The organism is Streptomyces sp. NBC_00335 (assembly GCF_036127095.1).
Classification (GTDB): Bacteria; Actinomycetota; Actinomycetes; order Streptomycetales; family Streptomycetaceae; genus Streptomyces.
The window spans coordinates 1,193,282-1,218,375 of record NZ_CP108006.1 but is presented as its reverse complement, the minus strand read 5'-3'; the positions used below and the strand labels follow the sequence as shown (position 1 = coordinate 1,218,375).

The window sequence follows — 25,094 nt, the reverse complement described above, 5'->3', positions numbered from 1 at the left end:
CTCCCGGCGCATTCGGGCTGTCGTACGAGCGCTCCATCGGGAGCGGGAAGCACCCGGGCGAAGTTCCCCAACTGGCCGTCCTGGGGCCGATCGTGCGGTCTAGCGTGGGTATCCGGTGATCAACACCGGATCCCGGGAAGCCCGGGGGCCGGGCCCCACCTACCGAGGACGCCGATGTCCGGACTCCGCGCCGCCCGCCACTCCCCGTCGAGACACGCCGTCACCGGTCCCGGTCGGCAGATACGGCCCCAGCTGATCCGCGCCGCCCTGCTGCCCACGCTCGCCGCCGGGCTCAGCGGCGCCGCCGCGGTGCTCTTCGCGCTCCAGCTCGGCGGCGGCGCGGGCGCGCGCGACCCCCGGCTGTGGCCGGTGCTCAGCGGCTGCGCCCTGCTCTTCGCGGGCGCGCTCGCGGCCGCCCTTCTCGGGGCCCAGCGTGCGGCCAAGACCGTGCGCGACCGCTGCGAGGCGCTGCGCCGCTCCAGCGTCCGGGGCCGCCAGGAGCTGCACACCACCGCCGACCGGCTGGAGCGCGGCGAGCTGCCCGCCCGCCCGGTGCGCGGCGGACCGGCCGCGCCGTCCTTCGGTGCGGAGACGGCGGGGATCGACGAGTTCTGGCTGCTCTCGCAGGAGCTGCGCGGCGCCCGCGAACAGGCCCACGCGACCCTGGTCCGCCTCGGCGGCCCCGTCGCGCCCTCCGACAGCGACCGCAAGGTCGAGGTCTTCGTCAACCTCGCGCGCCGCCTCCAGTCCCTCGTGCACCGCGAGATCTCGCTGCTGGACGACCTGGAGGACACGGTCGAGGACCCGGACCTGCTCAAGGAGCTCTTCCACGTCGACCACCTCGCCACCCGGATCCGGCGCCACGCGGAGAACCTCGCGGTGCTCGGCGGAGCCGCCTCGCGCCGCCAGTGGACCCGGCCCGTCGACCTGAGCGAGGTGCTGCGCTCCTCGGTCGCGGAGGTCGAGCAGTACACCCGGGTCAAGGTCGTGCCCCCCGCGGGCGGTTCCGTACGCGGCCACGCCGTCGCCGACGTCGTGCACCTGCTGGCCGAACTCGTCGAGAACGCCACCGTGTTCTCCGCCCCCGACACCGATGTCGTGGTGCGGGCGGAGCGGGTCACGGCCGGGATCGCGGTCGAGGTGGAGGACCGGGGCCTCGGCATGCCGCCCGAGGAAGCGCACCGGATGAACGCCCTGCTCGGAGACCCCGACCAGATCAGCGTCCGGCAGCTGCTGGCCGACGGGCGGATCGGCCTGTTCGTGGTCTCGGCGCTCGCCCGCAGGCACGGGATCGCCGTCGAGCTCAAGTCCAACATCTACGGTGGCGTGCTCGCCGTACTGGTCCTGCCCCGGGAGCTGCTGGGGGCCGAGGCGCCCAGCGCCGCCGACGCCCTGGGCGGCTCCCGGGCCACCTCCTGGGGGACCGGCGAGGGGACGGGCGCGCCACGGCTGGAGCCGGTACGGGTACCCGCGCCGGAGCCCGTACGAGTTCCCCCGCCCGCGCCGGAGCCCTCCGGCGCCCCGCCGGTGGTGCCGGGCTGGGACGCCGGCGCACCGGGCAGGGCGCCTCGTACGCGGCGTGCGGGCGCGGCACCGGTGCGTGCGGGAGCTGCCGGTGCCGAGCACCGCGGTGCGGAGCCTCGCGCTGCCGAACCGGCGGTCGCGCAAGCGGCGGTGATGGCGGCGGGCACGGTGATGGCGCCCACGGTCGAGGCAACCAGGGCCGGGGCGTCCGCGGTTGCCGCGCCCACGGTCACGGCGCCGCCGGAGACCGTGGTGGCGCCGCTCGCGCCACCACTGCCCGTACCCGCCGCCCGGGACGGCGCGGAACGGCCGCCGCTGCCCCGCCGGCGGGCCCAGGAACATCTCGTGCCCCAGCTGCGCGAGGCCCCCGTACCCCGGCCGAACGGCGCCGAGGGCGCGGAACGGCCCGTGCACGACCCCGGCCTGATGGCCGCCTTCCAACGGGGCTTCGGCCTCGCCCAGTCGGAGCACCAGACGTGACCCCGGCCTCTCACCCGACAGCGAAGGAGCGCACCCCCATGGGCGGCGAAGTGGCGACCACGACCAGTCGGCTCTCGGACCTCGACTGGCTGCTCAGCGGCCTGGTCCAGCGGGTGCCGTACACGCGCAGCGCGGTCCTGCTGACCGCCGACGGGCTCGTCACCTGCGTGCACGGGCTCGACGCCGACAGTGCCGACCACCTGGCGGCCCTCGCCTCCGGGCTGTACGCGCTGGGCCGCAGCGCCGGATCCCGGTTCGCGGAGGGCGCCGAGGTACGGCAGGTGGTGGTCGAACTCGACACCGCCCTCGTCTTCGTCTCGGCGGCCGGATCCGGCACCTGCCTGGCCGTACTGGCCGACCGGGAGGCCGATGCGGGCGTGCTCGGCTACGAGATGGCCATGCTGGTCAAGAGCGTCCGTCCGTACCTCGCGGCCCCGCCGAGGCGGCCCGTCCCCGACGTGGAGCGATGAGGGCCCGTGCGAGGGGGGCGACGGCACCGGGGGGACCGCGCGACGCACCGTGGCTGGACGATTCGGCGGGCCGGATCATCCGTCCGTACACCGCGAGCGGCGGGCGGACGCGACCGTCCGTCGCCCTCGACCTGCTGTCACTGGTGACGGCGACCGGAGTGCGTCCGCGGGCGCCGCTCGGCGCCGAGCACGCCCTCGCGCTCCGGCTGTGCGCCGGCTCGGCCGCGGTCACCGTCGCCGAGGTGGCGGGACACCTGAGGCTGCCGGCGGTGGTGGTCAAGGTCGTCCTCGGCGACCTGATGGAACACGGGGCCGTGACGGTACGGGCACCCTGCTTCCCGAACGGCGGTTCCTTCGCCGACGACGACCAGTCCCTCCTCCTGGCGGTGCTCGATGGCCTGCGCAAACGGCTCTGACCCGGCCGCCCGCGAATCCTCCGCGACCTTGAAGATCCTGGTCGCGGGCGGGTTCGGGGCGGGCAAGACCACCTTCGTGGGCGCGGTCAGCGAGATCGAGCCGCTGAGCACGGAGGAGCTGCTGAGCGGGCTGAGCGAGGCCGCCGACCCGCTGGACGGGGTCGAGGCGAAGACGACCACGACCGTGGCGCTGGACTTCGGCCGGATCACCCTGGACGAGCGGCACGTGCTCTACCTCTTCGGCACCCCCGGCCAGCAGCGCTTCTGGTTCCTCTGGGAGGAGCTGTGCGCCGGCGCGCTGGGGGCGGTGGTGCTCGCGGACACGCGCCGACTCGCCGACTGCTTCCCCGCCGTGGACTTCTTCGAGCGGCGGGGGATCGGCTTCATCGTCGGCGTCAACGAGTTCGACGGCGGGCACGGCTACACCGCCGACGAGGTACGGGACGCCATGGGGCTCGGCCCGGACGTGCCCGTCGTGCGCTGCGACGCACGCCTGCCGAGCTCCGCGACGGGGGTGCTGGCAGCCCTGGTCCACCACCTGCTCGATGCGAAGAACCGGACGCGTACGCCGTACCCGACGATGTGGGGGAGACACCATGACCTACTACGAATCGACCGGACACCTGCTGCTCACACCGGTGGACCGGGAGGCGCCCGCGCGCGTGCTGAGACTGCGCGAACTGGGGCTGGGGGAGCGGGTGGACGGTGAGCTGGACGCGTTCGCGCGGCGGGTCGCGGACGAGCTCGACGCGCCCTATGCCGGTATCAACTTCATCAGCGAGGAACGGCAGTTCTTCGCCGGCCTGCACCACGCGCCCGAAGCCCCGGCGAGCGGCTATCCGGCGCGGGCGCTCCCCCGGGACCACGGGTACTGCCCGCACGTGGTGGTACGGCGGCGCGCGCTGGTGCTGGAGGACGTACGGGACTTCGCCCGCTTCGCGGGCAACGCCGTGGTGGACGAGAGCGGGGTGCGCTCCTACGCGGGCGCCCCGCTGACCGACCGTCGCGGGATCGTTCTCGGGACGGTGTGCGCGGTGGACGTGGTGCCGAGGCGGTGGGGCCTGGCGGGGCTCGCGAAGGTCAAGGCGCTGGCGGCGGAGCTGGTGGAGCTGGTGCACCACCGGGAGGACCTCGCGGCCCGCGGGTGAATGTCAGTGCCCCGGGCTACGGTCGAAGACGAGGGACGGCACCAGAGCGGACTGGAGCGGACCGGGGCGGACCGGAGAGGAGTCGGGGGATGGCCACGACGGCGGAGGACGTCCGGAAGATCGCGCTGTCGCTCCCGGACAGCAGCGAGAAACCGGCCTGGGGCATGCCCACGTTCAGGGTGGGCGGCGGAGCGAACGGGAAGAGCGGGAAGATCTTCGCGGCGCTGGCCGACGACGACACCTCGATCGGGGTGAAGTGTCCCCAGGAGGACCGCGCCGAGCTGATCGCGGCGGAGCCGGAGAAGTTCTTCATACGACCCGGCCACGACGACAACTACGCGTGGCTCCGGGTCCGGCTCGCGGCGGTGGAGGACGCGGCGGAGCTGCGCTCGATCCTGATCGACTCCTGGCGCCAGGCGGCCCCCAAGCGCCTGGCGGCGGCCCATCCGGAACTGGACCGCCCCGGGCCGAAGGGGCCGGTCACCGCGGCATGAAGGCGGCGATCCGCGCACGCAGCGCGGCCGGATCCAGTCCGTGGGCCGCCGTGTGCTCCTCGATCGTCCCGTAGCGGCGCAGCTCGGCGCGGCCGACGCCGAGGCCGAGCACCCGGTGCGGGACCGCTTCGAGCGCCTGGTTCGCGGCAGCCGTGGAGGTCCCGGCGAGGTACGGCTCGACCAGCACCACGTCGGCCGGTCCGTGCCCGACGGCTGCGCGCAGTGCCGCGTCGTCGAAGGGCCGTACGGTCGGCGCGTACAGCACGCTCACCTCCATGTCCTCGGTCGCGGCGAGGACGTTGTCGAGCAGGGGCCCGACGGCGACGACGACGCCCGCGCGGCCCTCCCGTACGGTCTGGAATTCCGGGCCGCCGGTGACGGGGCGGGCCGCCGTGTTCGACTGCGCGGAGAGCCGTACGTAGACCTTGTCGTCCCCGGCGGCGTAGGCGTGGCGCAGCAGCGCCTCGGCCTCGTCCGGGTGGCCGGGTACGTGCACGGTCCAGCCGTCCAGGGTGTCCAGCAGGGCCACGTCGCCCGGCGCCATGTGGGTGAACCCGCCGGCCGGCCAGTCGTAGCTCGCGCTCGCGCTGACGAGCACCCCGCCCGTGCCCTGGTGCCCGAAGTCGAGCTTGACCTGCTCGAAGGGCCGCTCCACGAGGAAGCTGGCGAAGGTGTGCACCACCGGGCGCAGCCCGGTGAGGGCCAGCCCGCCGCCCACGCTGACCAGCAGCTGCTCGCGGATCCCGACGTTGATCACCCGGTCGGGATGGCGGTCCCGGGCGGGCCGGAAGCCGTCCATGGTGATCTCGGCCAGCACGAGGGCCAGCCGGGGATCCTCATCGAGCGCACGCGATGTGACCGAAATGAACCGTTCGCGCATGGTGTCCATGTCTCCCCCTCGAATCTCTCTGATGCCGTCTCCACCGCTGCCGCTCCTGCTTCTTCACTGCTTCTTCTCGACCCGGGCGACCACGACGTGCGGCCGGCCCGGATGAGGTGTCGCGTAGGCCGCGTGCAGCGCCGCGTGGTCCCGGCCGTCCACGGTGACCGCCGACCAGCCGGCCGCCTCGAAACGGGAGGCGATGCCGCCCCGCCAGCCGTGGGTCGCGGAGTCGTTGTCGATCACGATCGTGTGCAGCCGCTCCAGACCGGCCGAACCGGCGTACGCGATCGCCTCGTGGTTGCTTCCCTCGTCCAGCTCGGCGTCCCCGATCAGCACCCACACGGCCGGGTCGGAGAGCCCCTGGGCCCGCAGCCCGAGCGCGCTCCCGACGGCCAGCGGCAGCCCGTGCCCGAGGGAGCCGCTGCCGATCTCCACGCCGGGGATCAAGGTGCGGTCCGGGTGGTGCCCGAGGGGCGAGCCGTACGCGCCGAACCCGCTGAGCCAGTCGACGGGGAAGAACCCCTTGGCGGCGAGGACGGCGTAGTAGGCCATCGGCCCGTGCCCCTTCGACAGCAGGAACCGGTCCCGCCCCGGATCCCCGGCGCTGGCGGGCCCGACCCGTAGGACCCGGTCGTACAGCACCCACAGCGCGTCGAGCGTGGAGGTGGCGGCGGGACCGTGCTTCTCGGCCCCGGTCATCAGGGCCATGAGGCCCCGCAGGTCTTCGTAGCGGTGGCGTGCGTCCACGGGTGCTGTCGGTGTCATGGACCGATCGTGCAACCTGAAGCGGACTTGAGGTCAACACCCGCTCGTTTCACCCTCGCCCCGCCAAGGAGAGGAAAGGTGCGCGCGACCACCTCCCGAAGTGCGGTATCGTTCTCCTGCGCGTTCAACCAGGGGAAACCCCAGGTCAACGGGCATCGGGACGTGGCGCAGCTTGGTAGCGCACTTGACTGGGGGTCAAGGGGTCGCAGGTTCAAATCCTGTCGTCCCGACTGTGCGGAAACGCAGGTCGGAGGCCGTTCTCTCATCCGTGAGAGAACGGCCTTTCCCGTTTCCGGGGGTGTTGTCCCCTTACCCGCTGCTCCGCGGGCCGTAGGCCTGGAGGAGCTGGTCGACGGGTGCGTGGTCGTCCGTGAGCGGTCGGGCGCCGTCGATCCAGGTGGTGAGGCCGTTGCCGGTGGTGATCTTCCAGCCCGTCTGCCCGGCGTCCAGCGCTGTCTGGGTCGCGGCGGCGTCGATCGGCCGGTTGGAAGCGACCACCACCAGATTGCCGCCCTTGCGGGTGGCGCTCGGGTCGAGGCCGATGTCGGCCGGTTCGCCGACGAGGGCGACGTGTCCGAAGGCTTTGGCGATGGTGGCCACTTCGGCGCGTGCGAAGGCCAGATCGTCGTGGTCGATGAGGTTGGCCACGTACAGGCCGTCCTCGTCGAGCACCCGCCGTACGTCGGTCATCGCTTCCACCGTGGTGAGGTGCCACGGCACGCTGACGCCCCCGAAGGCATCGCCGACGACGAGGTCGCGGCTGGCCGAGGCCACGCGCCGCAGGCCGAGCCGGCCGTCCTCGACGCGCACGTCGATGCCGCCCTGTGAACTCAGCCCCAGTCGGTCGCGGTCGATGCGCACGACCCCGCTGTCGATCTCGGACACCAGGCTGCGCGTGCCGGGCCGGGTGGCCGCGAGGTAGCGGGGGAAGGTGAGGCCGCCGCCGCCCAGGTGGTGGGCGGCCAGTGCCTCGCCCCTGGGGAAGGAGGCATCGACGACCGCGGCGATGGCGCGGACGTACTCGAACTTGAGGAAGGTCGGGTCGTCGACGTCCACGTAGGAGTGCCGCACTCCGTCCAGAACGAGTGTGCGGCCGCTGCCCCGGTCGGGGTCCGCGACGACCCGTGCGCAGTGGTACCGGGTCTCCGTGTCACAGGCGCCCGGTGCGACCGTCGTGGCGAGGCCGCCGGCTAGGACCACGAGTGCGAGGGCGGGAGCGCCGGTCCACCCCCGGGTTCGCCACTCGGTCAGTGCCGAGCCGGCCACCAGCAGGGTGCCGAGGCCGATCAGGATGCCGCTGACCGGCAGGCGCGCGATGAGGACGAAGCCGGTGAGGACCGTGCCGAAGATGGCGCCGACGGTGCCGACGCCGGACAGCCGGCCGACGACCGTGCCGGTTTCGGCGAGGCTGGTGAGACGTAGCTTGGTGACGATCGGCGTCACCGCGGAGAGCAGCGCGCCCGGCACGAGGATGGTCAGCGCCGCGATCAGGAAGAGCATCGCCGGAGCCCACTCGGCCGTGGTGCGCAGCACGGCGGGGGTGAGCGCCACGACCGCTCCCGACAGCCCGAGTGAGGGGCCGATGAGCCGGCGTGGATTGACCTGGTCGGCGAGGCGCCCGCCCAGCCAGGAGCCGAGGGCGATCGCGGTGAGGGCGATGCCGATCACCATGGTGCTGGTTTCGAGGGTGAGGCCGAGGTAGGGAGCCAGGAGCCGCAAGGCGACGATCTCCACCACCAGGACCGCGGCCGACGACCAGAAAACGAGCAGGGCGGCGGCGCGGGGGCCCAGGCCGTAGGAGCGGGGCGTGCTCTCGGCCACGGGCGAGGAGGGCGAACTGGTCACGGCCGACATCCTTGCACGCGACCCGTCGACGCCTTGACGAAAATCCTGATTCAACCCGATACGGGTGAAAGTGAGTTGTTCGTCCGCCGGGCTGCCGGCTACCGCGCCGACTTCGCTGCCGGGTGCGCCTTGGTGAGGGTGCAGGCGCCGTCCGCGCACTGGCGTTCCAGGCGGCCGCGGGAGACGGTCTGTGCCAGGCCGACCAGCCAGCACGTGGGGCAGCCGCGGAAGACGACGAGGGCCGGCGCGGCCGCCAGCAGGGCGACCGGACCGATGACGGGCACCAGGGCGATCGAGCCGATGATCAGGCCGAAGCCGATGGCGCCGCGCGCCAGGTGGCGCGGGACGGACGCGCTGGCGAAGTTCCTTTCGGGCGCTGCGGGTTGTGAGGGTCGTGCGGGCCCCGGGGTGTTGACGGGCTTCACGCTGTCGACGGTGTTCACGGTCGTGAGTCTCCTTGGACGGGTTGGTCGATCGCCGCCAGTGAGTGGCGCAGTGCCGCGCGTGCTCTGTGCAGCCGCGATTTCATCGCGGCCGTGCTCAGGCCGAGCGCATCGGCGACGGTCTTGCCGGGCAGGCCCTGGACGTCCCGCAGGATCAGGATCTGCCGCTGGTCGCGGGGGAGGGAGCTGAGGGCGGCCGCGATCCGCTCCGCCTCCAGCCCGTGCAGCACGGCGTCCTCGGCGGACCGTTCCGTGGGCGCCGGTGCGGCCGGCGCTTCCTCGCGCCGCGAGGCGAGCGTCCGTAGCTGCCGGAGGCACTCGTTGCGCACGATCCGGAACATCCACGAGGCGAGGGCGCCGGTGGCCCGCAGGCTGCCGATCTTCCGGTAGAGGATGATCAGCGCCTCCTGCGCCGCGTCCTCCGCGTCCTGCGGCGAGGCGCAGAGCGACAGGGCGAACTTGCGTACGTGCGGCTGCGATTCCATGACGACGGTGGTGAGTGACGTGACATCGCCGTCCTGGGCGGCCTTGATCAGCCGCTCGTCCGGCCAGGCGAAGCGTTGGTTCATGTGGTGCTCATTCCCGGTAGGCGTTCGGCACGGGCTCTGCTCAGATCCGGCCCTTGTAGCGCCGCAGCAGGTGCCAGCTGCACGCGCCCACGAGCAGGGTGCCGAGCACTACGAGGCTGGTGATCATCATGGGTGTTTCCTCCTGTGTCCTACTCGGCCCGGTCGGCCGGTACACGGACAAGAGGCGGGCGGGTCCGAAAAGGATTCGCCTCCGGACGAAGTCGTCGTCGACTTGATAGGCAAGTGATTGCTTGCCTATCCTGTGGGGGTGGCCGACGAACTCTTCAGAGCTTTGGCCGACCCGACCCGCCGCACCATCCTCGACGAGCTCGCGGAGAAGTCCGGGCAGACGCTGTTCGAGATCTGCTCGCGGCTGACGATGAAGCATCGGCTCGGCATCTCGCGCCAGGGCGTCTCGCAGCACCTCGCCGTGCTGGAGGCCGCCGGACTCGTCGAGACCAGGCGGGAAGGCCGGTACAAGTTCCATGACCTGAACACGGCCCCGCTGCGGCAGATCGCCGAGCGATGGCGCCTGCCCGACCCGTCCGGACCGGAAGAGAGCACCCCATGAAGATCCACCTGACCAGCGTCTTCGTCGACGACCAGGCCAAGGCCCTGCACTTCTACACCGAGATCCTCGGGTTCGTGAAGAAGCACGACGTCCCGCTGGGCGGGGAGCACCGGTGGCTGACCGTGGTCTCGCCCGAAGAGCCCGGCGGTACCGAACTCCTCCTGGAGCCCGCCGCCCACCCGGCCGCCAGGACCTACCGGGACGCGCTCGTCGAGGACGGCATCCCGCTCGCCCAGTTCGCCGTCGACGACGTCAGCGCGGAGTACGAGCGCCTGCGCGGCCTCGGCGTCCGCTTCACGCAGGAGCCGCTGGAGATGGGCCCCGTCACCACCGCCGTCTTCGACGACACCTGCGGCAACCTGATCCAGCTCGCGACCGAGCCGAAGTAGCCCGTAGGGGACCGGGACGTCTGTTTGGTGCAGCAAAATCCCCGATGAGCCGTCTGCTGGTCGGCGGGGGCGGCTGGGCCACCAGCGTCGCCAACCTCTTCTGACCTGACCCACCCGAAGCAGGAAGGCGGCGCCGCCGGATCGACCGGCGGCGCCGCCTTCTTCGCTGTCTAGGTCTGATCCACCCGTCGCCCCGCGTGCAGTTCGAGGGGGCCGGCGGCCGTGGTGCGGGCCGAGAGGCAGGCTTCGATCTGGCGGCGGAGCGCCGGTTTGGCGAACCGGCGCAGTTCGGCCGGGGGGACCGCGCGCCATGCGAGGAGCTCCGCCTCGGGCAGGCGGATCCGGGCCAGGGCGGTGGCGTCGAGGGTGCCGCCGTCGTAGAGGAAGCGGACCCGGGCCGGATAGCCGGACCGGTGGGACCAGTTGACGGCGAGCAGCCTGCCGGGGGCGAGGTCGAGGCCGAGCTCTTCGAGGATCTCGCGGCGGGCCGCGTCGCGCGGGATCTCGCCGAGGTCGCTGTCGATGCCGCCGCCGGGCAGGTTCCAGTGGTCCGGATCGCCGTACGCGGGCCGCACCAGCAGGACCCCGCCCGCGGAGTCGGTGAACAGCACGCTCGCCGCAGTGAGGGCCTTGGGGCGGGCGGCGCGGTGGCCGGCGGGGTCGTAGGCGTTCGCGTGCTCCAGCTCCGCCCGGCGCGCGGGGTCGAGGCCGGCCGGTGATCCGGGCTGCGGGACCGCGTCGATCAGGTGGGCGAGAGAGCCGGAGTACAGGGCGGCAAGGGAGGCGCGCAGGCGGGAGGCCTTCGGGGTCGACAGGGCCTCGTAGGCCTCCTCCGGGCTGAGCCAGCGCGCCTCGGTGATCTCCCCGTCCGGGAAGGAGATCGCCGAGGCCTCCTCGGTCGTGAGCGGTCCGACGAGGTGGACGTGGACGACGAGGGAGCGGCCGAGCGGCCCCGGCGGGCGGGAGTCCACGGCGAGCAGCCGCCCGACCGGCACGCTCAGGTCCAGCTCCTCCTTCAGCTCGCGTGCCAGTCCCTCCTCCGGGGTCTCGGTGTCCTCCACGCATCCGCCCGGGAGCTCCAGCTCCGCCTTGTAGGAGGTGGTGAGGACGAGCACCCGCCCGCGCTGGTCCAGCACGATGCCGGTGGCGGCCACGAGGGGGGAGGGCTGGGCGGCGTAGTAGGCGCGGGCCGAATCGGTGGAGGGGGACGCGGGCGGAGGCGGGGGCTGATCCGGCACGGGGGCTCCTGGAAGGGCGGGGAGATGACGTACGAGGTGACGTGTGAGGTGGCGGGGCAGGGTGATCCGTACCCACTCGGGGAGTGTCCATGGGGTGGACCTCGGTGGGTGGAAGCCACGTACGCGCGGGGGCGGAGGGTCAGGCCCGGACGAGGAGCAGGCCGCCCATCGTGACCATGGTCGCCGCGACGAGGCCGTCCAGGGCCCGCCAGGCCGAGGGCTTGCCGAGCGGGCCGCTCAGCAGCCGGGCGCCGTAGCCGAGCGCGCCGAACCAGATGAGGCTCGCCAGGACGGCCCCGGCGCCGAAGGCCCAGCGCAGGTCGCCGCGGCCGGCGGCGATGGACCCGAGCAGCAGCACGGTGTCGAGGTACACGTGCGGGTTGAGCCAGGTCATGGCCAGGCAGGTCAGCACGGCGCGCCGGGCGGAGGCGGAGCCGGAGGCCCTGCCGGTGGAGTCCGCGGCGAGGGCGGCGCCCGGGTCGGGGCGCAGCACCCGGCGGGCGGCCAGGGCCCCGTAGCCGATCAGGAAGGCGCCGCCGACGAGGCCGACGAGGGTGAGGGCGGGCGGCCAGGCGGTGACGAACGCGCCGACGCCGGCCACGCCGAGGGCGATGAGCGCTGCGTCCGAGAGGGCGCAGATGGCGACCACGGGGAGGACCGATTGGCGGCGTACGCCTTGGCGCAGGACGAAGGCGTTCTGGGCGCCGATGGCGACGATGAGGGAAAGACCGGTGCCGAAGCCGGCGAGGGCCGCCGTGATGATGCCGTGTGTCATGTCTTCGACCGTAAGGAGCGGCGCGGCGAGGAGTACAGCTAAAGATTCTTACGTACCATTAGCCGGCGTGATGGATGAGCTGCCTGTCGACCAGGTACGGACCCTGCTCGCGGTGATCGACGAGGGCACCTTCGACGCGGCGGCCGCCGCCCTGCACGTGACCCCGTCCGCCGTCAGCCAACGCGTCAAGGCGCTGGAGCAGCGGACCGGGCGGGTGCTCTTGATGCGCACCAAGCCCGTACGGGCGACCGAGTCCGGGGAGGTCGTCGTACGCTTCGCGCGGCAGCTGGTCCGGCTGGAGCGCGACGCGCGGGCCGAGCTCGGCATGGCCGAGGGCCTGGGCCCGGTGCGGCTGCCGATCGCGGTCAACGCGGACTCGCTGGCCACGTGGTTCCTGCCCGCGCTGACGGGGGTGCCGCAGGACCCGCCGGTCTCCTTCGAACTGCACCGGGAGGACGAGGCGCACGCCACCGAACTGCTCCGGGACGGGCGCGTGATGGCGGCGGTCACCTCACAGCCGGTGCCCGTGGCGGGGTGCACGGTGCGCAGGCTGGGGCTCGTGCGGTACCTGCCGGTGGCGAGCCCGGAGTTCGCGGCGCGGCATCTGCGGGAGGCGGTGGAGCGGGACCTTCGCCGGGCGCCGGTCGTCGTGTTCGACCGGCTGGACCTGCTCCAGGACGAGTTCGTGCGGGCGCTGACGGGGGACGCGGCGGCCGGGGCGTCCACGGTGCGTCACTACGTGCCGACCTCGGAGGGCTTCTGCGACGCGACGGCGGCCGGGCTGGGCTGGGCGATGCTGCCGATGGTGCAGGCGGACCCGTTGCTGGAGGCGGGGAAGCTGGTGGTGATCGCGCCCGGGCGGAGCCTGGACATCCCGCTGTACTGGCAGCAGTGGAAGCTGGACTCGCCCGCGCTGTCGATGGTCGCGGCGGCGGTCGCGCGGGCGGCGGCGGGGGCGCTCGGCTAGGCCGCCTCTTTCGGGTCGGACCCCACGGGGATCTCGCGCGGGCCGGGCGGGCCCCCTGGCCTGCGAGGACCGGTCGCGGAGGGCTTAGGCTGCGGGCATGGAGTCCTACACCATCGGCCAGGCGGCGCGGCTGCTCGGCGTCAGCGTAGACACGGCCCGGCGGTGGGCCGACGCGGAGCGGTTCCCGACGCATCGCGACGGTACCCGGCGGATGGTCGACGGGCCGGACCTGGCGGCGTTCTGCGTGGAGGTCGCGCAGGAGGGCGGCGACGGCGAGGAGGCCGCGTACACCTCGGCGCGCAACGCCTTCCCCGGCATCGTGACGGGCGTGAAACTGGGCACGGTCGACGCCCAGGTGGAGATCCAGGCCGGACCGCACCGCGTGGTGTCGCTGCTGACCCGGGAGGCCGTGGAGGAACTGGGCCTGGAGGTCGGAGCGAGGGCGACGGCACGGGTGAAGTCCACGAGCGTCTTCATCGACCGGTCCTAGGCCGGAGGCCGCTCACGCGGACGCTCACGCGGCCGCTCCGTGGTCCCGCGGTCCGCGTGCCGGTGGCACACTGGCCGCTGTTCCGCCGAAGGGGAGTACGTTCGTTGTCCATGTTCAGCAACCTGCGCCGGGCCGTGCGCCGCAGCTACCGGCGGGCGGTCGACCTCAGTCACCCGGTCCGCTCCCCGCTCGGCAGCGCCGTCGTCAACTGCATCGTGTACCGGGACGGCGTGCGCCAGGACGGCCACGGCCACGCCGATGTCGGCGAGGCGCTGCGCCGGGTCCGCAAGACGGGCGAGGGTTTCGTCTGGGTCGGTCTGCACGAGCCCTCGCAGGAGGAGTTCGCCGGGCTCGCCGAGTTGCTGGGCCTGCACCCGCTCGCCGTCGGGGACGCGGTCCAGGCCCACCAGCGGCCCAAGATCGAGCGCTACGACGAGACCCTCTTCGCCGTGTTCAAGACGGTGCGGTACGTGGAGCACGAGGAACTGACCGCGAACAGCGAGGTGGTGGAGACCGGCGAGCTCATGGCCTTCGCCGGCAACGACTTCGTCATCACCATCCGGCACGGCGGCCGCGGCACCCTCGGGTCGGTCCGCGAGGAGCTGGAGGTCTTCCCCGAGCACCTGGCCAAGGGGCCGGTCGCCGTCCTGCACGCACTGGCCGACCACGTGGTCGACGAGTACGTGGCCGTCACGGACGCGGTGCAGAACGACATAGACGCCGTCGAGACCATGGTCTTCAGCGAGCACGGGGGCCGTGGGGACGCCGGCCGGATCTACCAGCTCAAGCGCGAACTGCTGGAACTGCGCCGGGCGGTGGCCCCGCTGGGACGGCCGCTCCAGCAGCTGAGCACCCTGCCGATTCCGGTCATCCCGCCGGAGATGCGCACCTACTTCCGGGACGTCGCCGACCATCTGACCCGTGCCACCGACCAGATCGGCGCGTACGACGCCCTCCTCGACTCGATACTGCAGGCCCATCTCGCGCAGGTGACGGTCGCCCAGAACGAGGACATGCGCAAGATCACCGCGTGGGCGGCCATCATCGCCGTCCCGACGATGGTCTGCGGGGTCTACGGCATGAACTTCGAGCACATGCCCGAACTGAAGTGGACCTACGGATACCCCTTCGTGCTCGGAGTGATGGTCGTCGCGTGCTTCGTCATCCACCGGGGCTTCCGGCGCAACGGCTGGCTCTGAATCCACCGCGACCCTCGGCGCGACGGCCGGCTCCGACCCTGCCCGGCCGGGGCGGCGGAAAACCGGATGAGGGCGCCCAGCCGCGCCGATAGGGTCCGCGTGTTGGCGCGCAACCACGAGGAACGGGCAGGTCGGGCATGCAGCAGGTGGACGTGGACGGGTCGGCGACGGCCGAGTTGGTGGGGGAGCGGGTGCGGCTGGAGCCGCTGGAGCTCCGCCACCACGACGGGCTGTGCGAGGCGGTCCGCGACGGCAGTCTGTGGGAGCTCGCGGTGACGATCGTCCCGCACCCGGACGATGTCCGGGGCTTCATCGAGGACGCGATCGCGGCACGGGCGGCGGGCACGCAGATCCCGTACGCGACCGTGGACGCGGCGACGGGACGGGTCATCGGGTCCACCCGGCTGATGGTGATCAACACCGCGAACCGGCGGCTGGAGATCGGCTGGACCTTCCTCGCCGCGTCCTGGCAGCGGAGCGGTGCGAACACCGAGGCGAAGCTGCTGATGCTGACGCACGCCTTCGAGGCGCTGGGGATGAACCGCGTCGAGCTGCTCACGGACGTGCGGAACGCGAAGTCCCGGGCGGCGATCACCCGGATCGGCGCCAAGCCCGAGGGAGTGCTGCGGCACCACATGGTCATGCGCGACGGCTGGATCCGCGATACGGCGGTGTACAGCATCACGCGCCCGGAATGGCCGGACGTGAAGCAGGGCCTGCTGGACCGCCTGGCGGCTCGGACCGCCGGCCGCTCCGGAGGCTGAGCGGAGCCCCGCCCCGGCGGGGTCAGCGGGTGGCGCGGGTCAGGAAATGGGTGGGGGCGTCCTCGTACGCGGCCACGTGCCAGCCCGCCGCTTCGAGGGCCGGACGCAGGTTCGGTTCGGCCAGGAGGTCGTCGGGACTGACGGCCCGACCGTGGCGGGCCGCCCGCTCCGCACGGCCGGAGGGGTGGAAGAGCAGCAACTCCCCGCCGGGGGCCGTGACCCGGGCCCACTCGCGCAGGGCGGCGCCCGGATGCGGCAGGTGGTCCAGGAGCCCGGCGGCGAAGATGCCGTGGACGGCGCCGGCCGGCAGCGGGAGGCGCCCGCAGTCGGCGAGCAGGAGCCGGGCCGGGCCGCCGCGGCCCGCGCGGGCGGCGGCCGTGAGCATGGCGTGCGTGAGGTCGACGCCGATGACCGTGCCGCGGGCTCCGACCAGGGCCCGCAGCGCGGGCAGGGCGCGGCCGCTGCCGCAGCCCAGGTCGAGCGCGCGCTGCCCGGGGCGCAGCCGCATCCGGGCGACGGCGGCCTCGTAGGCCGGGGTCTGGTAGGCGAACCGCTCCTCCCAGGCGGCGGCCCGGGGCGTGAAGAAGGCGCGGGTGGCGGTGGTTTCGGTGCGCGCGGCAACCAATGCGGCGAAACGGCCCAGTAGTGCGCGGTCGGCCTCGTCGGAGACGGGCAGCACCCAGGCGCTGGCGCCCACGCGGAACCCGTGCACCGCGGAGCCGCCGCCGAGCACGGGGTCGGTGGTGTCGCCCGCGGAGCGGAGCCTCGTATCCGCCGCCTCCGTGAGCAGCCGGGCTCCCTCGCCCAGTGCCAGGACGGGCACTTCGGCGGCCAGCGCCGGCCCGACGAGGGGGAGGGCGGCAGGGGTGGCGCCGGGGGAGAGGACCACCGCGTCGATCCCGGTGAGGGTGGCGGGCAGGGGGTCGTCGGCGTCGTTCCGGCACGCCTGGATCCGCAGCCCGGCCGCCTCGATGGCTTCGGTGGGTGCGTCTCCGATGACGAGGACGGCCATGGGGCGCCTCCCTTTCCTGCGTCGTGCTCACGCCCGCTCCCGGGCTTGGCCCGGCCTGACCCTGCCCGCCTCGCGCGTGCCCGGTGCTCGCCCGTGCTTGTCCGACGCTTTCCATTGATCGTGCATATGAGATTCCATTGGCCGGAATCAGTGGCATCTGCGTAAGCATGCCCTGCTTAGCCTCTCATATGCCGGTGGAGGGCATGGTGAATTCCGTCCGCTCGGAGCGGGTCGTCCCGGGCTCTTGAGGTGACGGGACTTCTGGTAGTAAAGTTTCCTAACGAAGTCGCCCGAGCATCAACTCCCTCATGGAGGCACCGTGTTCACCCCCCACCGCAAGCGACTGGCCGTCAGTACCCTGCTCGGCGCCGCCCTTCTCGCCGTGCCCGTCACCGCCCACGCGACCGCCGCCGCCCCCACCGCGGCGCCGGCCTCCGCGCAGGTGTCGGCCGCCGCCGTCGGACTCGACGACCCGGTGAAGAAGGACATCGCCATGCAGATCGTCTCCAGCGCCGAGAACTCCTCGCTGAACTGGAAGGCGCAGTACAAGTACATCGAGGACATAGACGACGGCCGCGGCTACACGGCCGGCATCATCGGCTTCTGTTCCGGCACCCATGACATGCTCGAACTCGTCGAGTACTACACGCAGATCAAGCCCGGCAACGTGCTCGCCAAGTACCTCCCGGCGCTGCGCAAGGTCGACGGCAGTGATTCGCACGCCGGCCTCGACCCCAACTTCACCAAGGACTGGGTGAAGGCGGCCTCCGACTCCGACTTCAAGAAGGCCCAGGACCACGAGCGCGACCGGGTCTACTTCAACCCGGCCGTGAGCCGCGGCAAGTCCGACGGCGTCGGCGTGCTCGGCCAGTTCATCTACTACGACGCCATCGTCATGCACGGCGACGGCGACGACTCCACCAGCTTCCGCAACATCCGCAAGCGCGCCCTCTCCAAGGCCAAGCCCCCGGCCCAGGGCGGCAACGAGACCACCTGGCTCAACGCCTTCCTCGACGCCCGCGTCTGGGCGATGAAGCAGGAGGAGGCGCACAGCGACACCAGCCGCGTCGACACGGCCCAGCGGGTGTGGGTCAAGAAGGGCAACCTCAACCTCAACACCCCCCTGGACTGGAAGGTTTACGGAGACCCCTTCCACATCGGCTGACCGCTCCGAGGAGCGCGAGGCGGCGGCCCGGGGGCAACTCCCCTCCCTCCCCGGGCCGCCGCCCGCCGCCGCAGCGCCCACCCCACGAGCACGGCCGCGCCCGCCAGCCCGTACGCCACCGGGATCGTCGCCCCGCCCAGCGCGCGCACCGAGACGTACGCCGCCGCCCCCGCGATCGCCACCCCCAGCCATTCGGCGCGGCCGTCCAGCGCCACCAGCGCGATCAGCAGCAGCGCGTACCAGGAGTAGCCCGGAGTCATCAGCAGGAACGCCGTGCCCGTCACCAGCAGCGCCGCGCTCCACGGCTGCTGCGGATCCCCGCGCCGCCAGACGTACGCCGTCACCGCCAGCATTCCGACCGCGACCGCGGGCACCGACCAGGAGTCCGGGAGCACGAGGCGCAGCAGCGCGTAACGGCCGCCCGCGCCGGGGTCCTCGTACCCCTCCTCCTCCGCGTAGCCGCCCAGGTAGCCGAAGACCGATGCGCGCGAGACCAGTACGTACGGCAGGTACGCCAGGCCCACCACCGCGGCCGCGGGCAGCAGCAGCGCCGCCGCGTCCCGCCACCGCCGTACGCCGGCCAGCGCACCCGGCAGCAGTACCGCGGGCAGCAGTTTCGCCGCGATCGCCAGCCCGAACAGGGCGCCGCCGAGGGCGCGCCGGCGCACCACCACCCCCAGCGCCGCCACCGACAGCAGCACGGCGAGCACGTCGACGTGCGCGTTGTTCACCGCCTCCACCGCCACCGCCGGACACCAGGCCCAATAGGCGGCGGTACGCAGCCGCGCGCCCCGGCGGCGCTGGACCAGCAGCAGCGCCCCGGTGACGGCGAGCGCCAGCAGGGCCCCGGCGGTCTGCAGGGCCTTGTGCCGCACGCCCGCCGGGGACAGGGCGTGCACCAGCCCGAACCACCCCTCCGCGACGGGCGGGTAGACGGTGTGCACGGCGGGCCGGTTGATGCGGGTGCAGACCCCCGGCTCGACGGCCACCCGGTCCGGCCCGGCGCAGGCGGCCGCACCGCGCGGGAAGAGCCAGTCGTCGCGCAGGGCGCGCAGCGCCGGATCGGCGGGGGCATGGTCGTACGGGGAGATCCCGGCGGCCTGCACCCGCCCGTCCCAGGCGTAGCGGAAGGAATCGGTGCTGGTCAGCGGCGGCCCGGAGAGTCCCGCCGCGCAGACGGCCAGCGCGCCCGCCAGCACGAGCGGCACCACGTACCGCTCGGGCACCCGCCGCAGCGACCAGGCGGCCGCGCCGAACAGCGTCCAGGCGGCCGCGTACCACCAGGTGAGCCGCGCCGGGTCGGCGAAGTAGCCCTCCTCGCCGACGGCGGGCACGAGCACGGCGGTCAGCGCGGCGAGCAGCAGCACGGTGAGGAGGGTCCGGGCGCGGGGGTGGTCCATACGGGCCAGCCTGGCAGCGCGGGGCGCCGCCGGGCGGGCGACCCGGCCCGGCGTCCGCGTTTCGTAAGGTGTCGGGCCGCCCGCGCGGGGCCCGGCGGCGCTCTCATGGAGGGCATGACTCCGCCCGTGCCCCCGTCCGCGCCTCCTCCGCCTCCCTCGGCGCCTCCTCCGCCCCCCTCCGCCCCCTGCTCCGCCGGAACCCGCCTCCCGCTTCCCCTTCCGGCCGCCCTCCTTCGGCGGCCGTCTGCACGACGCCCGAACCGCCACCGCCCTCGGCCGCTGGCTCGGCGCGGCCTTCGCCGTCTGCTTCCTGACCGGCCTGATCAGCCACTACCTCCAGCACCCGCCCGGCTGGGCCGCGGACTCACTGCCCGGCCGCCCGGTCTGGGGCTACCGGCTCACCCAGGGCCTGCACATCGCCACCGGGCTCGCTGCGATCGTGCTGCTGTTGGCGAAGCTGTGGGCGGTGTACCCGAGGCTGTTCGTGTGGCCCCCGGTGCGCGGTGTCCGGCACGGGCTGGAACGGCTGTCGGTGGCGGTGCTCGTGGCCTCCGCCGTCCTCCAGGTCTTCACCGGACTCCTCAACATCGCCGAGTGGTATCCATGGCCGTTCGGCTTCATCCAGACGCACTTCGCGCTCGCCTGGGTGGTGACCGGCTCGCTGCTCCTGCATCTCGCCGTCAAGGCGCCGGAAATCAAGGCTCATTGGAGCCGCCGTTCGCCCGGAACGCTCCAACTCCCCGCCCAGGACGGCCCGGACCGGCGCTCCCTGATGCTCGGTGTCGGCGCGGCCGTCGGAGCCGTCACCCTCACCACCGTCGGCCAGTCCTTCACCCCGCTGAAGCGGCTCGACCTGCTCGCGCCCCGGCACCCGGACCACGGACCGCAGGGGCTCCCGGTCAACCGCACGGCCGCGGCGGCCGGGGTCACCGAGCGGGCGGTACGGGACTGGCGGCTGGAGGTGCGGGGCCCCACCCCCTACACCCTGACGCTCGATCAACTCCGCGCCCTGCCCAGGGCGCAGGCGCGGCTGCCGATCGCTTGCGTGGAGGGCTGGAGCGTGGAAGCACGCTGGAGCGGCGTCCGGATCCGGGACCTGATGGCACGGGCCGGCGCCCCGGCGGGGGCCGCGCTGCGGGTCACCTCACTGGAAAGGGGCGGCGCCTACCGGGTGATGGAGATGGGCCGCGACTACGCCGAGGACCCGCTGACCCTGCTCGCGCTGGAACTGAACGGCCAGGTCCTCACCGCCGACCACGGCTACCCGGCGCGCGTCATCGCGCCGAACCGGCCCGGAGTCCTGCAGACCAAGTGGGTCACGCTGCTGGAGGTCCTGTGAAGGGCGTGCGGCTGCTCCTGGGCGGCGCCGGGCTCCTGCTGATCGCCATCGGCGGCCGGCTGCTGGCGGAACTGCCCGACCCCCTCGACGTACTGGTGTGGATGGGCGGGGCGCTCGTCCTGCACGACGGGATCATCGCGCCCCTCGTCCTGGCGGCAGGCCTCGCGGTCGCCGCCGTGCCCGCGCGGGGCCTCGTACGGGGAGCCCTGCTGACGGCGGGCGTGCTCGTACTGGTCACCCTGCCCCTGCTGCTGCGTCCGGGGACGCCGCCGAACCCGTCGGCCCTGCCGCTGCCGTACGGGCGGAACCTGCTCTTGGTGCTCGCCGCGGTGGCGGTGGTGGCCGGGGCGATGGCGGCCGTGGGGCGGTGGCGGCGTTCGCGGCCCCGTCCCTCCGGAGTCGCCGCGCGCGGTGACGAGTGACCCGGACCGTGGTTGCGCGGGGTCAGCCGCGGTCCCGCTCGACGGGGATCCACAGCTGGGAGTCGGTCTCCGCACCGATCGCCACCGGCCGCGTCAGCAGGAGCTCGGGACCCGGCCGGCTCGCGTACGGGTTCGACGGGAACCACTGGGTGAACACGTCGCGCCACAGATCCTGGAGGGAGCTCGGATAGGGGCCGTGGTTGTCGAAGACCGCCCAGGTACCGGCCGGCACGTCGAGGGCGTCGAGGGAGTCGAGTTCCCCGTCGGCGATCCCGGCGATCCCGGCGGTCCCGGCGGTCCCGGCGGTCGTCCCGGGACCCGTCACCACGCCGACCCAGTAGTCCACCTCGGCGCCCTCCTCCCGGCTGTCGGTCAGGTGCACCACCGCCGACAGGACCCCCTCCGGCTCCAGGCCGGACAGCTCCTTCATCCGCAGGACCGTCCGCTCGTCCAGGCTCTCCACATGGGCCGTGGCGGCCGTGTTGGCCCCCTCGTGCACGAGCGGCACCCGGGCCTTCCTGCCGAGGACCCGGAACGGCTCCTTCTCCACGATCCGGTAGCGCATGGCCGTGCTTCCTTCGACGACGACCCGGAAGGACATGCGGGGCTGCGCCGTGAGCACCGCACCCGTGCGCCGGGCCTCGCCCGGCCCGATGCCGTGCACCGACCGGAACGCCCGGGCGAACGCCTCGCCCGAGCCGTACCCGTACCGCACCGCGACATCGAGCAGCGTCAGCTCCCCGGCCAGCACCTCGGCCCCGGCGAGCGTCATCCGCCGGCGGCGCACGTACACCGGGAGCGGCATCCCCGCGAGCGCGGAGAACAGCCGCCGGAAGTGGTACTCCGACACGGCGGCGATCCGGGCCACCTCGGCCATGTCGATCTCCTGGTCGAGGCGGGACTCCAGGTGTTCCAACGCCTGGTTCAGCCGCTCCAGCACGCTGTCCGTCCTTCCGTGCCCACCCGACACATCCCGTGCGGGAATTGTCGGGCGGCAAGCCGTGGCGCTGCCCGAGGCTTACGCCCATGAACGACATTAAGGGATATTGCGAGCCGCAGTTCGGCGCGGTCCACGAGGCACTTGCGGGGTTGCTGGCCAAGGAAGACGTGGGCGCTTCGGCGGCCGTCTTCATCGACGGCGAGCCGGTGGTCGACCTCTGGGGCGGGTACGCCGATGCGGACCGTTCCGCCGACTGGGAGGGCTCCACCCTCACCTGCGTGAACTCGACGACCAAGAACATGACGGCCCTGTGCGCGCTGATCCTGGCCGACCGGGGCCTCCTCGACCTGTCCGCGCCGGTCGCCGCCTACTGGCCCGAGTTCGCCGCGGCGGGCAAGGAGGGCGTGCTGGTACGGCACGTCCTCTCGCACACCGCGGGTCTGCCGGACCTCCCCGGGCTGCGGTCGGTGGAGGAGCTCTACGACTGGGAGGCCGTGACGGCGGGGCTGGCCGCGCGGGCGCCCTCATGGGAACCGGGAACGGCCGCCGGCTACCACGCCCTCACCTTCGGGTTCCTCGTCGGCGAGATCGTCCGCCGCGTCACCGGCCTCGGCATCGGCGAGTTCTTCGCGCAGGAGGTCGCCGGGCCGCTGGGCGCGGACTTCCACATCGGGCTCCCCGCGGAGCACGACCACCGCGTCGCACCGCTGATCCCGCCGCCGTCCCTGACCGACGCGTACGCCGCCAGCGCGCCGCCCGGACCGGACGGTGCACGCCGCGAGGACACAGCCGTCGCCGTCCGGGGCAGGGACGTCAACTCCCCGGCCTGGCGCCGCGCGCAGATCCCCGCGGTGAACGGCTTCGGCAACGCCCGCTCCGTCGCCCTGGTCCAGTCGGCCCTGGCGAACCGGGGAACGGCCGGCGGCGTGCGACTGCTGTCCCCCCAGGGGTGCGAGCCCGCGTGGCAGGAGGTGTTCGCCGGTCCCGACCGCGTCCTGGGTACGCCCATGTGCTGGACGGCGGGCTTCGGGAAGTTCGGCAACACCTTCGGCTGGGGCGGCTGGGGCGGCTCTCTGGTGGTCAGCGATCCCGACGCACGGATGACGGTGGCCTACGTCATGAACCAGATGATCGACAGGGACCGGCAGCAGGACGACCGCGGCATGGAGATCGTCATGGCCGCGTACGCCGGACTGGGCTGACCCCGGACCGCCCTACGGGGCTGCGCCCCCGCGCGTCAGTACGGTGAAGGACCGGTCCGCCGCGGTCCAGTGGCCGGCCGGGGTCCAGTCCGTGGCCGCCGCGTGCCGGGCCAGGGCCGCCGGGCCGACGCGGGCCCAGGGGAAGGGCGCCCCGAGGCCGCCGCGGCCGTCGGCCACCCGGACCTCGCAGCGTTCGTCCAGGTCGGCGCCGGCCTCCGGCCGGACGCACTCCACGATCAGCGAGCCCGTCACCGCGAGCACCTCGGCCGTCCGGCGCAGCAGCGCCGCGGGGTCGCCGCCGATGCCGATGTTCCCGTCGATGAGCAGCGCCGTGTCCCAACGGCCTTCGCCGGGAAGGGTGTCGAAGACCGACCGGTGCAAGGCCGCGGCGCCCGAGCGGGCGGTCCGGGCCACCGCCTCCGGACTGACGTCGATGCCCAGGGCCCGGTGCCCGCGTGCGGCGAGCGCGGACACCAGTCGGCCGGGGCCGCAGCCGATGTCCAGGACGGCTCCCCGGCAGCGGCCCAGCACCGTGCGGTCGGCGCCGTCCGGAGCCTCGCACCAGCGCTCCACGTCCAGCGGGAGCAGCCATCCGTCGCCCCGCCGCAGGTAGAGCGGCCCCCGGCCGCGGCGCAGGGCCACCGTGTACGGGTCCGCCGACCAGGCGGTGACCGGACCGCCGGCCCGGGCCCCGCCCGAGGTGAGCGTGGTCATCGCAGGACCGGCCGGGTGAGGTCCGCCAGCCGCGCGGCGAAGGCGCCCGCCGGGGCCCCGGCGGCGACCAGACGCGCGTCCTCGGCGGTGTCGACGTCCCGCAGCACGGGCAGCCGGCCGGTGCGCAGCCCGGCCGCGCGCAGCCGTTCGTACTGGACCGCGCCCGTCTCGGGGGCCGACATCGGTACGCCGCGCAGCAGCGCGGGGTCCGGGACGGCCAGTCCGAGCGCCCAGAACCCGCCGTCGACGGCGGGCCCGAACCAGGCCCCGTACGCCGAGAAGTCGACGTCCAGCAGCTCCGGAGTGACCTGCGGGGTGTCCATGCCGATCAGCAGGGCCGGGCCGTCACAGGCCCCGAACGCGGCGGCGAGCCGCAGGTCCAGGCTCCCGGCGCACTGCGGGACCACCTCGAAGCCGGACGGCAGCCAGGGGCCGGGCCGGCCCTCCAGGACCAGGACCCGGCGCCGCGCGGGGGCCGCGGCCACGGCGGCGAGGGTGTCGGCGAGCGCGGCCTCGGCCAGCGCGGCCGCTTCGGCCGGGGTGAAGGGCGGGGTGAGCCGGGTCTTGACCCGGCCCGGGACCGGCTCCTTCGCGATCACCAGCAGGGTGGTCGTCGTGCTCATCGCGCACCGCCGGAGGGTGCGCCGCCGGAGGGCACGCCCGCGCCGGTCCGGCCGGCGGCCGGCTGCGCCAGGACCCGGCTCATGTCGCGCACCGCCTGCCAGGTGCCCCGCCAGGTGCCCGTCACCTTCGACTTGCCCGAACGCGGCAGGTACGGCACGTCCACCTCCCGGATCCGCCAGCCCGCGTCCGCGGCCCGGACCACCATCTGCAGGGGGTAGCCGGAGCGCCGGTCCGACAGGTCCAGCCCGAGCAGACCCTCCCGTCGGGCCGCCCGCATCGGGCCCAGATCGCGCAGCCGCAGCCCGGTCCGCCGGCGCAGCAGCCGGGCCAGCGCCAGGTTCCCGGCCCGGGCGTGAGCGGGCCAGGCGCCGCGGCCCTGCGGACGGCGCCGGCCGAGCACCAGATCGGCCTCGCCCGCGGCGACGGCCGCCACGAAGCCGGTCAGCAGCCCGGGGTCCAGCGAGGCGTCGCAGTCGCAGAAGCAGACGACGTCCGCCTCCGCGGCGAGCAGCCCGGCGTGGCAGGCGGCGCCGAAACCGCGCCGGGCCTCGCTGACCACGGTCGCGCCGAGGGCCCGCGCGATCTCGGCGGAGCCGTCGGTGGAACCGTTGTCCACGACCAGGGCCCGCCAGCCGGCCGGAATGCGCGCGAGGACCCAGGGCAGGGCCTCGGCCTCGTTCAGACAGGGAAGTACGACGTCTACCGTCACGGTTTCGCTCACGGTTTCACCGTAGGAACCGGGGCCCCGCAAAAGGGCCGTGGACTCCTTACGAAACGCGGACGTCGCCCCCACGGACGCGTTCAGGGGTCCGGTCCGGAGCTCGCGGGTGGGAGGCTGGACGGTAT

28 protein-coding genes, 1 tRNA gene and 1 pseudogene are annotated in these 25,094 nt (G+C 73.6%); 17 read left to right on the top strand and 13 right to left on the bottom strand.

Annotation, left to right across the window (positions count from 1 at the left end; translation table 11 throughout):
* The first annotated feature begins 174 nt into the window (after positions 1-174).
* From OHA37_RS05640 to OHA37_RS05615, 6 genes and pseudogenes are all read left to right on the top strand, one after another.
* A complete protein-coding gene (locus tag OHA37_RS05640) occupies positions 175-2,004 on the top strand; it encodes a sensor histidine kinase (protein WP_266903078.1) in 1,830 nt (609 codons plus the stop codon).
* A 38-nt stretch (positions 2,005-2,042) separates the two neighbouring features.
* Positions 2,043-2,474: a roadblock/LC7 domain-containing protein gene (locus OHA37_RS05635; RefSeq protein WP_266903076.1), complete on the top strand. Its 432-nt coding sequence runs from the start codon at positions 2,043-2,045 to the stop codon at positions 2,472-2,474.
* The gene (locus OHA37_RS05630) at positions 2,471-2,890 is read left to right on the top strand and encodes a DUF742 domain-containing protein (RefSeq protein WP_266903074.1); all 420 of its coding nucleotides are present in this window, start codon (positions 2,471-2,473) and stop codon (positions 2,888-2,890) included. The genes OHA37_RS05635 and OHA37_RS05630 overlap by 4 nt, the downstream gene beginning before the upstream one ends.
* Positions 2,868-3,467, top strand: a pseudogene (locus tag OHA37_RS05625) (GTP-binding protein); the annotation flags it as partial. The gene OHA37_RS05630 and the pseudogene OHA37_RS05625, both read left to right, overlap by 23 nt.
* 19 nt (positions 3,468-3,486) lie before the next feature.
* Positions 3,487-4,038, top strand: a complete 552-nt coding sequence (locus tag OHA37_RS05620; protein ID WP_266903070.1) for a GAF domain-containing protein — start codon at positions 3,487-3,489, stop codon at positions 4,036-4,038.
* An 89-nt stretch (positions 4,039-4,127) separates the two neighbouring features.
* On the top strand, positions 4,128-4,532 hold the full coding sequence (locus OHA37_RS05615) for an MmcQ/YjbR family DNA-binding protein (protein WP_266903068.1): 405 nt from the start codon (positions 4,128-4,130) through the stop codon (positions 4,530-4,532).
* Here OHA37_RS05615 and OHA37_RS05610 read toward each other — a convergent pair.
* Both OHA37_RS05610 and OHA37_RS05605 read right to left on the bottom strand, forming a co-directional pair.
* A complete protein-coding gene (locus tag OHA37_RS05610) occupies positions 4,519-5,421 on the bottom strand; it encodes a transketolase family protein (protein WP_266903066.1) in 903 nt (300 codons plus the stop codon). The genes OHA37_RS05615 and OHA37_RS05610 overlap by 14 nt on opposite strands.
* A 54-nt stretch (positions 5,422-5,475) precedes the next feature.
* Positions 5,476-6,180: a transketolase gene (locus OHA37_RS05605; RefSeq protein WP_266903064.1), complete on the bottom strand. Its 705-nt coding sequence runs from the start codon at positions 6,178-6,180 to the stop codon at positions 5,476-5,478.
* A 156-nt stretch (positions 6,181-6,336) separates the two neighbouring features.
* On the opposite strand from OHA37_RS05605, the gene OHA37_RS05600 reads away from it, so the two are divergent.
* Positions 6,337-6,410 (top strand) — tRNA-Pro (locus OHA37_RS05600).
* 79 nt (positions 6,411-6,489) lie between these two features.
* On the opposite strand, the gene OHA37_RS05595 is transcribed toward OHA37_RS05600, so the two are convergent.
* From OHA37_RS05595 to OHA37_RS05585, 3 genes are all read right to left on the bottom strand, one after another.
* Positions 6,490-8,025 (bottom strand): fused MFS/spermidine synthase, encoded by a 1,536-nt coding sequence (locus OHA37_RS05595; RefSeq protein WP_266903062.1) that lies wholly within the window; start codon positions 8,023-8,025, stop codon positions 6,490-6,492.
* 98 nt (positions 8,026-8,123) lie between these two features.
* Positions 8,124-8,468 (bottom strand): hypothetical protein, encoded by a 345-nt coding sequence (locus OHA37_RS05590; RefSeq protein WP_443046117.1) that lies wholly within the window; start codon positions 8,466-8,468, stop codon positions 8,124-8,126.
* On the bottom strand, positions 8,465-9,037 hold the full coding sequence (locus OHA37_RS05585) for an RNA polymerase sigma factor (protein ID WP_266903060.1): 573 nt from the start codon (positions 9,035-9,037) through the stop codon (positions 8,465-8,467). The genes OHA37_RS05590 and OHA37_RS05585 overlap by 4 nt, the downstream gene beginning before the upstream one ends.
* Before the next feature lie 268 nt (positions 9,038-9,305).
* On the opposite strand from OHA37_RS05585, the gene OHA37_RS05580 reads away from it, so the two are divergent.
* Positions 9,306-9,608, top strand: coding sequence for an ArsR/SmtB family transcription factor (locus OHA37_RS05580; RefSeq protein WP_266903058.1), 303 nt, complete (start codon positions 9,306-9,308; stop codon positions 9,606-9,608).
* Positions 9,605-9,997: a VOC family protein gene (locus OHA37_RS05575; protein WP_266903056.1), complete on the top strand. Its 393-nt coding sequence runs from the start codon at positions 9,605-9,607 to the stop codon at positions 9,995-9,997. Before OHA37_RS05580 ends, OHA37_RS05575 begins: the two co-directional genes overlap by 4 nt.
* Positions 9,998-10,167: 170 nt before the next feature.
* On the opposite strand, the gene OHA37_RS05570 is transcribed toward OHA37_RS05575, so the two are convergent.
* Together OHA37_RS05570 and OHA37_RS05565 are read right to left on the bottom strand one after the other, a co-directional pair.
* Complete coding sequence (locus OHA37_RS05570) at positions 10,168-11,235, bottom strand: NUDIX domain-containing protein (protein ID WP_266903055.1); 1,068 nt, start codon at positions 11,233-11,235, stop codon at positions 10,168-10,170.
* A gap of 139 nt (positions 11,236-11,374) precedes the next feature.
* The gene (locus tag OHA37_RS05565) at positions 11,375-12,010 is read right to left on the bottom strand and encodes a LysE/ArgO family amino acid transporter (RefSeq protein ID WP_266903054.1); all 636 of its coding nucleotides are present in this window, start codon (positions 12,008-12,010) and stop codon (positions 11,375-11,377) included.
* A gap of 70 nt (positions 12,011-12,080) precedes the next feature.
* Between OHA37_RS05565 and OHA37_RS05560 the strand changes: the two genes are divergently transcribed.
* The 4 genes from OHA37_RS05560 to OHA37_RS05545 all read left to right on the top strand — a co-directional run bounded on the left by OHA37_RS05560 (position 12,081) and on the right by OHA37_RS05545 (position 15,430).
* Positions 12,081-12,977: a LysR family transcriptional regulator ArgP gene (locus OHA37_RS05560; RefSeq protein ID WP_266903053.1), complete on the top strand. Its 897-nt coding sequence runs from the start codon at positions 12,081-12,083 to the stop codon at positions 12,975-12,977.
* A 97-nt stretch (positions 12,978-13,074) separates the two neighbouring features.
* Positions 13,075-13,467, top strand: coding sequence for a TOBE domain-containing protein (locus OHA37_RS05555; RefSeq protein ID WP_266903051.1), 393 nt, complete (start codon positions 13,075-13,077; stop codon positions 13,465-13,467).
* A gap of 110 nt (positions 13,468-13,577) precedes the next feature.
* The gene (locus OHA37_RS05550; RefSeq protein WP_266903049.1) at positions 13,578-14,666 is read left to right on the top strand and encodes a magnesium and cobalt transport protein CorA; all 1,089 of its coding nucleotides are present in this window, start codon (positions 13,578-13,580) and stop codon (positions 14,664-14,666) included.
* A gap of 137 nt (positions 14,667-14,803) precedes the next feature.
* Positions 14,804-15,430 (top strand): GNAT family N-acetyltransferase, encoded by a 627-nt coding sequence (locus tag OHA37_RS05545; RefSeq protein ID WP_266903048.1) that lies wholly within the window; start codon positions 14,804-14,806, stop codon positions 15,428-15,430.
* A 22-nt stretch (positions 15,431-15,452) separates the two neighbouring features.
* Here OHA37_RS05545 and OHA37_RS05540 read toward each other — a convergent pair whose 3' ends face one another.
* Positions 15,453-16,442 (bottom strand): methyltransferase domain-containing protein, encoded by a 990-nt coding sequence (locus OHA37_RS05540; RefSeq protein WP_266903047.1) that lies wholly within the window; start codon positions 16,440-16,442, stop codon positions 15,453-15,455.
* Positions 16,443-16,761: 319 nt separating this feature from the next.
* Between OHA37_RS05540 and OHA37_RS05535 the strand changes: the two genes are divergently transcribed.
* Complete coding sequence (locus tag OHA37_RS05535) at positions 16,762-17,607, top strand: chitosanase (protein ID WP_266903046.1); 846 nt, start codon at positions 16,762-16,764, stop codon at positions 17,605-17,607.
* On the opposite strand, the gene OHA37_RS05530 is transcribed toward OHA37_RS05535, so the two are convergent.
* A complete protein-coding gene (locus OHA37_RS05530) occupies positions 17,580-19,007 on the bottom strand; it encodes a glycosyltransferase family 87 protein (protein ID WP_266903045.1) in 1,428 nt (475 codons plus the stop codon). The genes OHA37_RS05535 and OHA37_RS05530 overlap by 28 nt on opposite strands.
* A 244-nt stretch (positions 19,008-19,251) precedes the next feature.
* Here OHA37_RS05530 and OHA37_RS05525 point away from each other — a divergent pair, with 244 nt between their 5' ends.
* The gene (locus tag OHA37_RS05525) at positions 19,252-20,346 is read left to right on the top strand and encodes a molybdopterin-dependent oxidoreductase (protein WP_266912521.1); all 1,095 of its coding nucleotides are present in this window, start codon (positions 19,252-19,254) and stop codon (positions 20,344-20,346) included.
* Positions 20,343-20,768, top strand: a complete 426-nt coding sequence (locus tag OHA37_RS05520; protein WP_266903044.1) for a hypothetical protein — start codon at positions 20,343-20,345, stop codon at positions 20,766-20,768. The genes OHA37_RS05525 and OHA37_RS05520 overlap by 4 nt, the downstream gene beginning before the upstream one ends.
* Before the next feature lie 22 nt (positions 20,769-20,790).
* Here the strand turns inward: OHA37_RS05520 and OHA37_RS05515 are convergent, their stop codons facing one another.
* Positions 20,791-21,708, bottom strand: coding sequence for an AraC family transcriptional regulator (locus OHA37_RS05515; protein WP_266903042.1), 918 nt, complete (start codon positions 21,706-21,708; stop codon positions 20,791-20,793).
* A gap of 86 nt (positions 21,709-21,794) precedes the next feature.
* Between OHA37_RS05515 and OHA37_RS05510 the strand changes: the two genes are divergently transcribed.
* Positions 21,795-22,910, top strand: a complete 1,116-nt coding sequence (locus tag OHA37_RS05510) for a serine hydrolase domain-containing protein (RefSeq protein WP_266903040.1) — start codon at positions 21,795-21,797, stop codon at positions 22,908-22,910.
* Between the two features lie 12 nt (positions 22,911-22,922).
* Here OHA37_RS05510 and OHA37_RS05505 read toward each other — a convergent pair whose 3' ends face one another.
* The 3 genes from OHA37_RS05505 to OHA37_RS05495 are packed head-to-tail and all read right to left on the bottom strand — an operon-like array spanning position 22,923 to position 24,969.
* Positions 22,923-23,624: a class I SAM-dependent methyltransferase gene (locus OHA37_RS05505; protein WP_266903038.1), complete on the bottom strand. Its 702-nt coding sequence runs from the start codon at positions 23,622-23,624 to the stop codon at positions 22,923-22,925.
* Positions 23,621-24,247 carry a TIGR04282 family arsenosugar biosynthesis glycosyltransferase gene (locus OHA37_RS05500; protein WP_266903036.1) on the bottom strand — a complete coding sequence of 209 codons (627 nt, stop codon included), beginning with the start codon at positions 24,245-24,247 and terminating at the stop codon, positions 23,621-23,623. The genes OHA37_RS05505 and OHA37_RS05500 overlap by 4 nt, the downstream gene beginning before the upstream one ends.
* A complete protein-coding gene (locus tag OHA37_RS05495; RefSeq protein WP_266903035.1) occupies positions 24,244-24,969 on the bottom strand; it encodes a glycosyltransferase family 2 protein in 726 nt (241 codons plus the stop codon). Before OHA37_RS05495 ends, OHA37_RS05500 begins: the two co-directional genes overlap by 4 nt.
* Between the last annotated feature and the right edge of the window lie 125 nt (positions 24,970-25,094).

Bases quoted from the DNA above. Each gene is read 5' to 3' on its own strand.
- OHA37_RS05640 (WP_266903078.1), top strand. From the start codon at position 175: ATGTCCGGACTCCGCGCCGCCCGCCACTCCCCGTCGAGACACGCCGTC.
- OHA37_RS05635 (WP_266903076.1), top strand. From the start codon at position 2,043: ATGGGCGGCGAAGTGGCGACCACGACCAGTCGGCTCTCGGACCTCGAC.
- OHA37_RS05630 (WP_266903074.1), top strand. From the start codon at position 2,471: ATGAGGGCCCGTGCGAGGGGGGCGACGGCACCGGGGGGACCGCGCGAC.
- OHA37_RS05620 (WP_266903070.1), top strand. From the start codon at position 3,487: ATGACCTACTACGAATCGACCGGACACCTGCTGCTCACACCGGTGGAC.
- OHA37_RS05615 (WP_266903068.1), top strand. From the start codon at position 4,128: ATGGCCACGACGGCGGAGGACGTCCGGAAGATCGCGCTGTCGCTCCCG.
- OHA37_RS05610 (WP_266903066.1), bottom strand. From the start codon at position 5,421: ATGGACACCATGCGCGAACGGTTCATTTCGGTCACATCGCGTGCGCTC.
- OHA37_RS05605 (WP_266903064.1), bottom strand. From the start codon at position 6,180: ATGACACCGACAGCACCCGTGGACGCACGCCACCGCTACGAAGACCTG.
- OHA37_RS05585 (WP_266903060.1), bottom strand. From the start codon at position 9,037: ATGAACCAACGCTTCGCCTGGCCGGACGAGCGGCTGATCAAGGCCGCC.
- OHA37_RS05575 (WP_266903056.1), top strand. From the start codon at position 9,605: ATGAAGATCCACCTGACCAGCGTCTTCGTCGACGACCAGGCCAAGGCC.
- OHA37_RS05565 (WP_266903054.1), bottom strand. From the start codon at position 12,010: ATGACACACGGCATCATCACGGCGGCCCTCGCCGGCTTCGGCACCGGT.
- OHA37_RS05560 (WP_266903053.1), top strand. From the start codon at position 12,081: ATGGATGAGCTGCCTGTCGACCAGGTACGGACCCTGCTCGCGGTGATC.
- OHA37_RS05555 (WP_266903051.1), top strand. From the start codon at position 13,075: ATGGAGTCCTACACCATCGGCCAGGCGGCGCGGCTGCTCGGCGTCAGC.
- OHA37_RS05550 (WP_266903049.1), top strand. From the start codon at position 13,578: ATGTTCAGCAACCTGCGCCGGGCCGTGCGCCGCAGCTACCGGCGGGCG.
- OHA37_RS05545 (WP_266903048.1), top strand. From the start codon at position 14,804: ATGCAGCAGGTGGACGTGGACGGGTCGGCGACGGCCGAGTTGGTGGGG.
- OHA37_RS05540 (WP_266903047.1), bottom strand. From the start codon at position 16,442: ATGGCCGTCCTCGTCATCGGAGACGCACCCACCGAAGCCATCGAGGCG.
- OHA37_RS05530 (WP_266903045.1), bottom strand. From the start codon at position 19,007: ATGGACCACCCCCGCGCCCGGACCCTCCTCACCGTGCTGCTGCTCGCC.
- OHA37_RS05510 (WP_266903040.1), top strand. From the start codon at position 21,795: ATGAACGACATTAAGGGATATTGCGAGCCGCAGTTCGGCGCGGTCCAC.
- OHA37_RS05505 (WP_266903038.1), bottom strand. From the start codon at position 23,624: ATGACCACGCTCACCTCGGGCGGGGCCCGGGCCGGCGGTCCGGTCACC.
- OHA37_RS05500 (WP_266903036.1), bottom strand. From the start codon at position 24,247: ATGAGCACGACGACCACCCTGCTGGTGATCGCGAAGGAGCCGGTCCCG.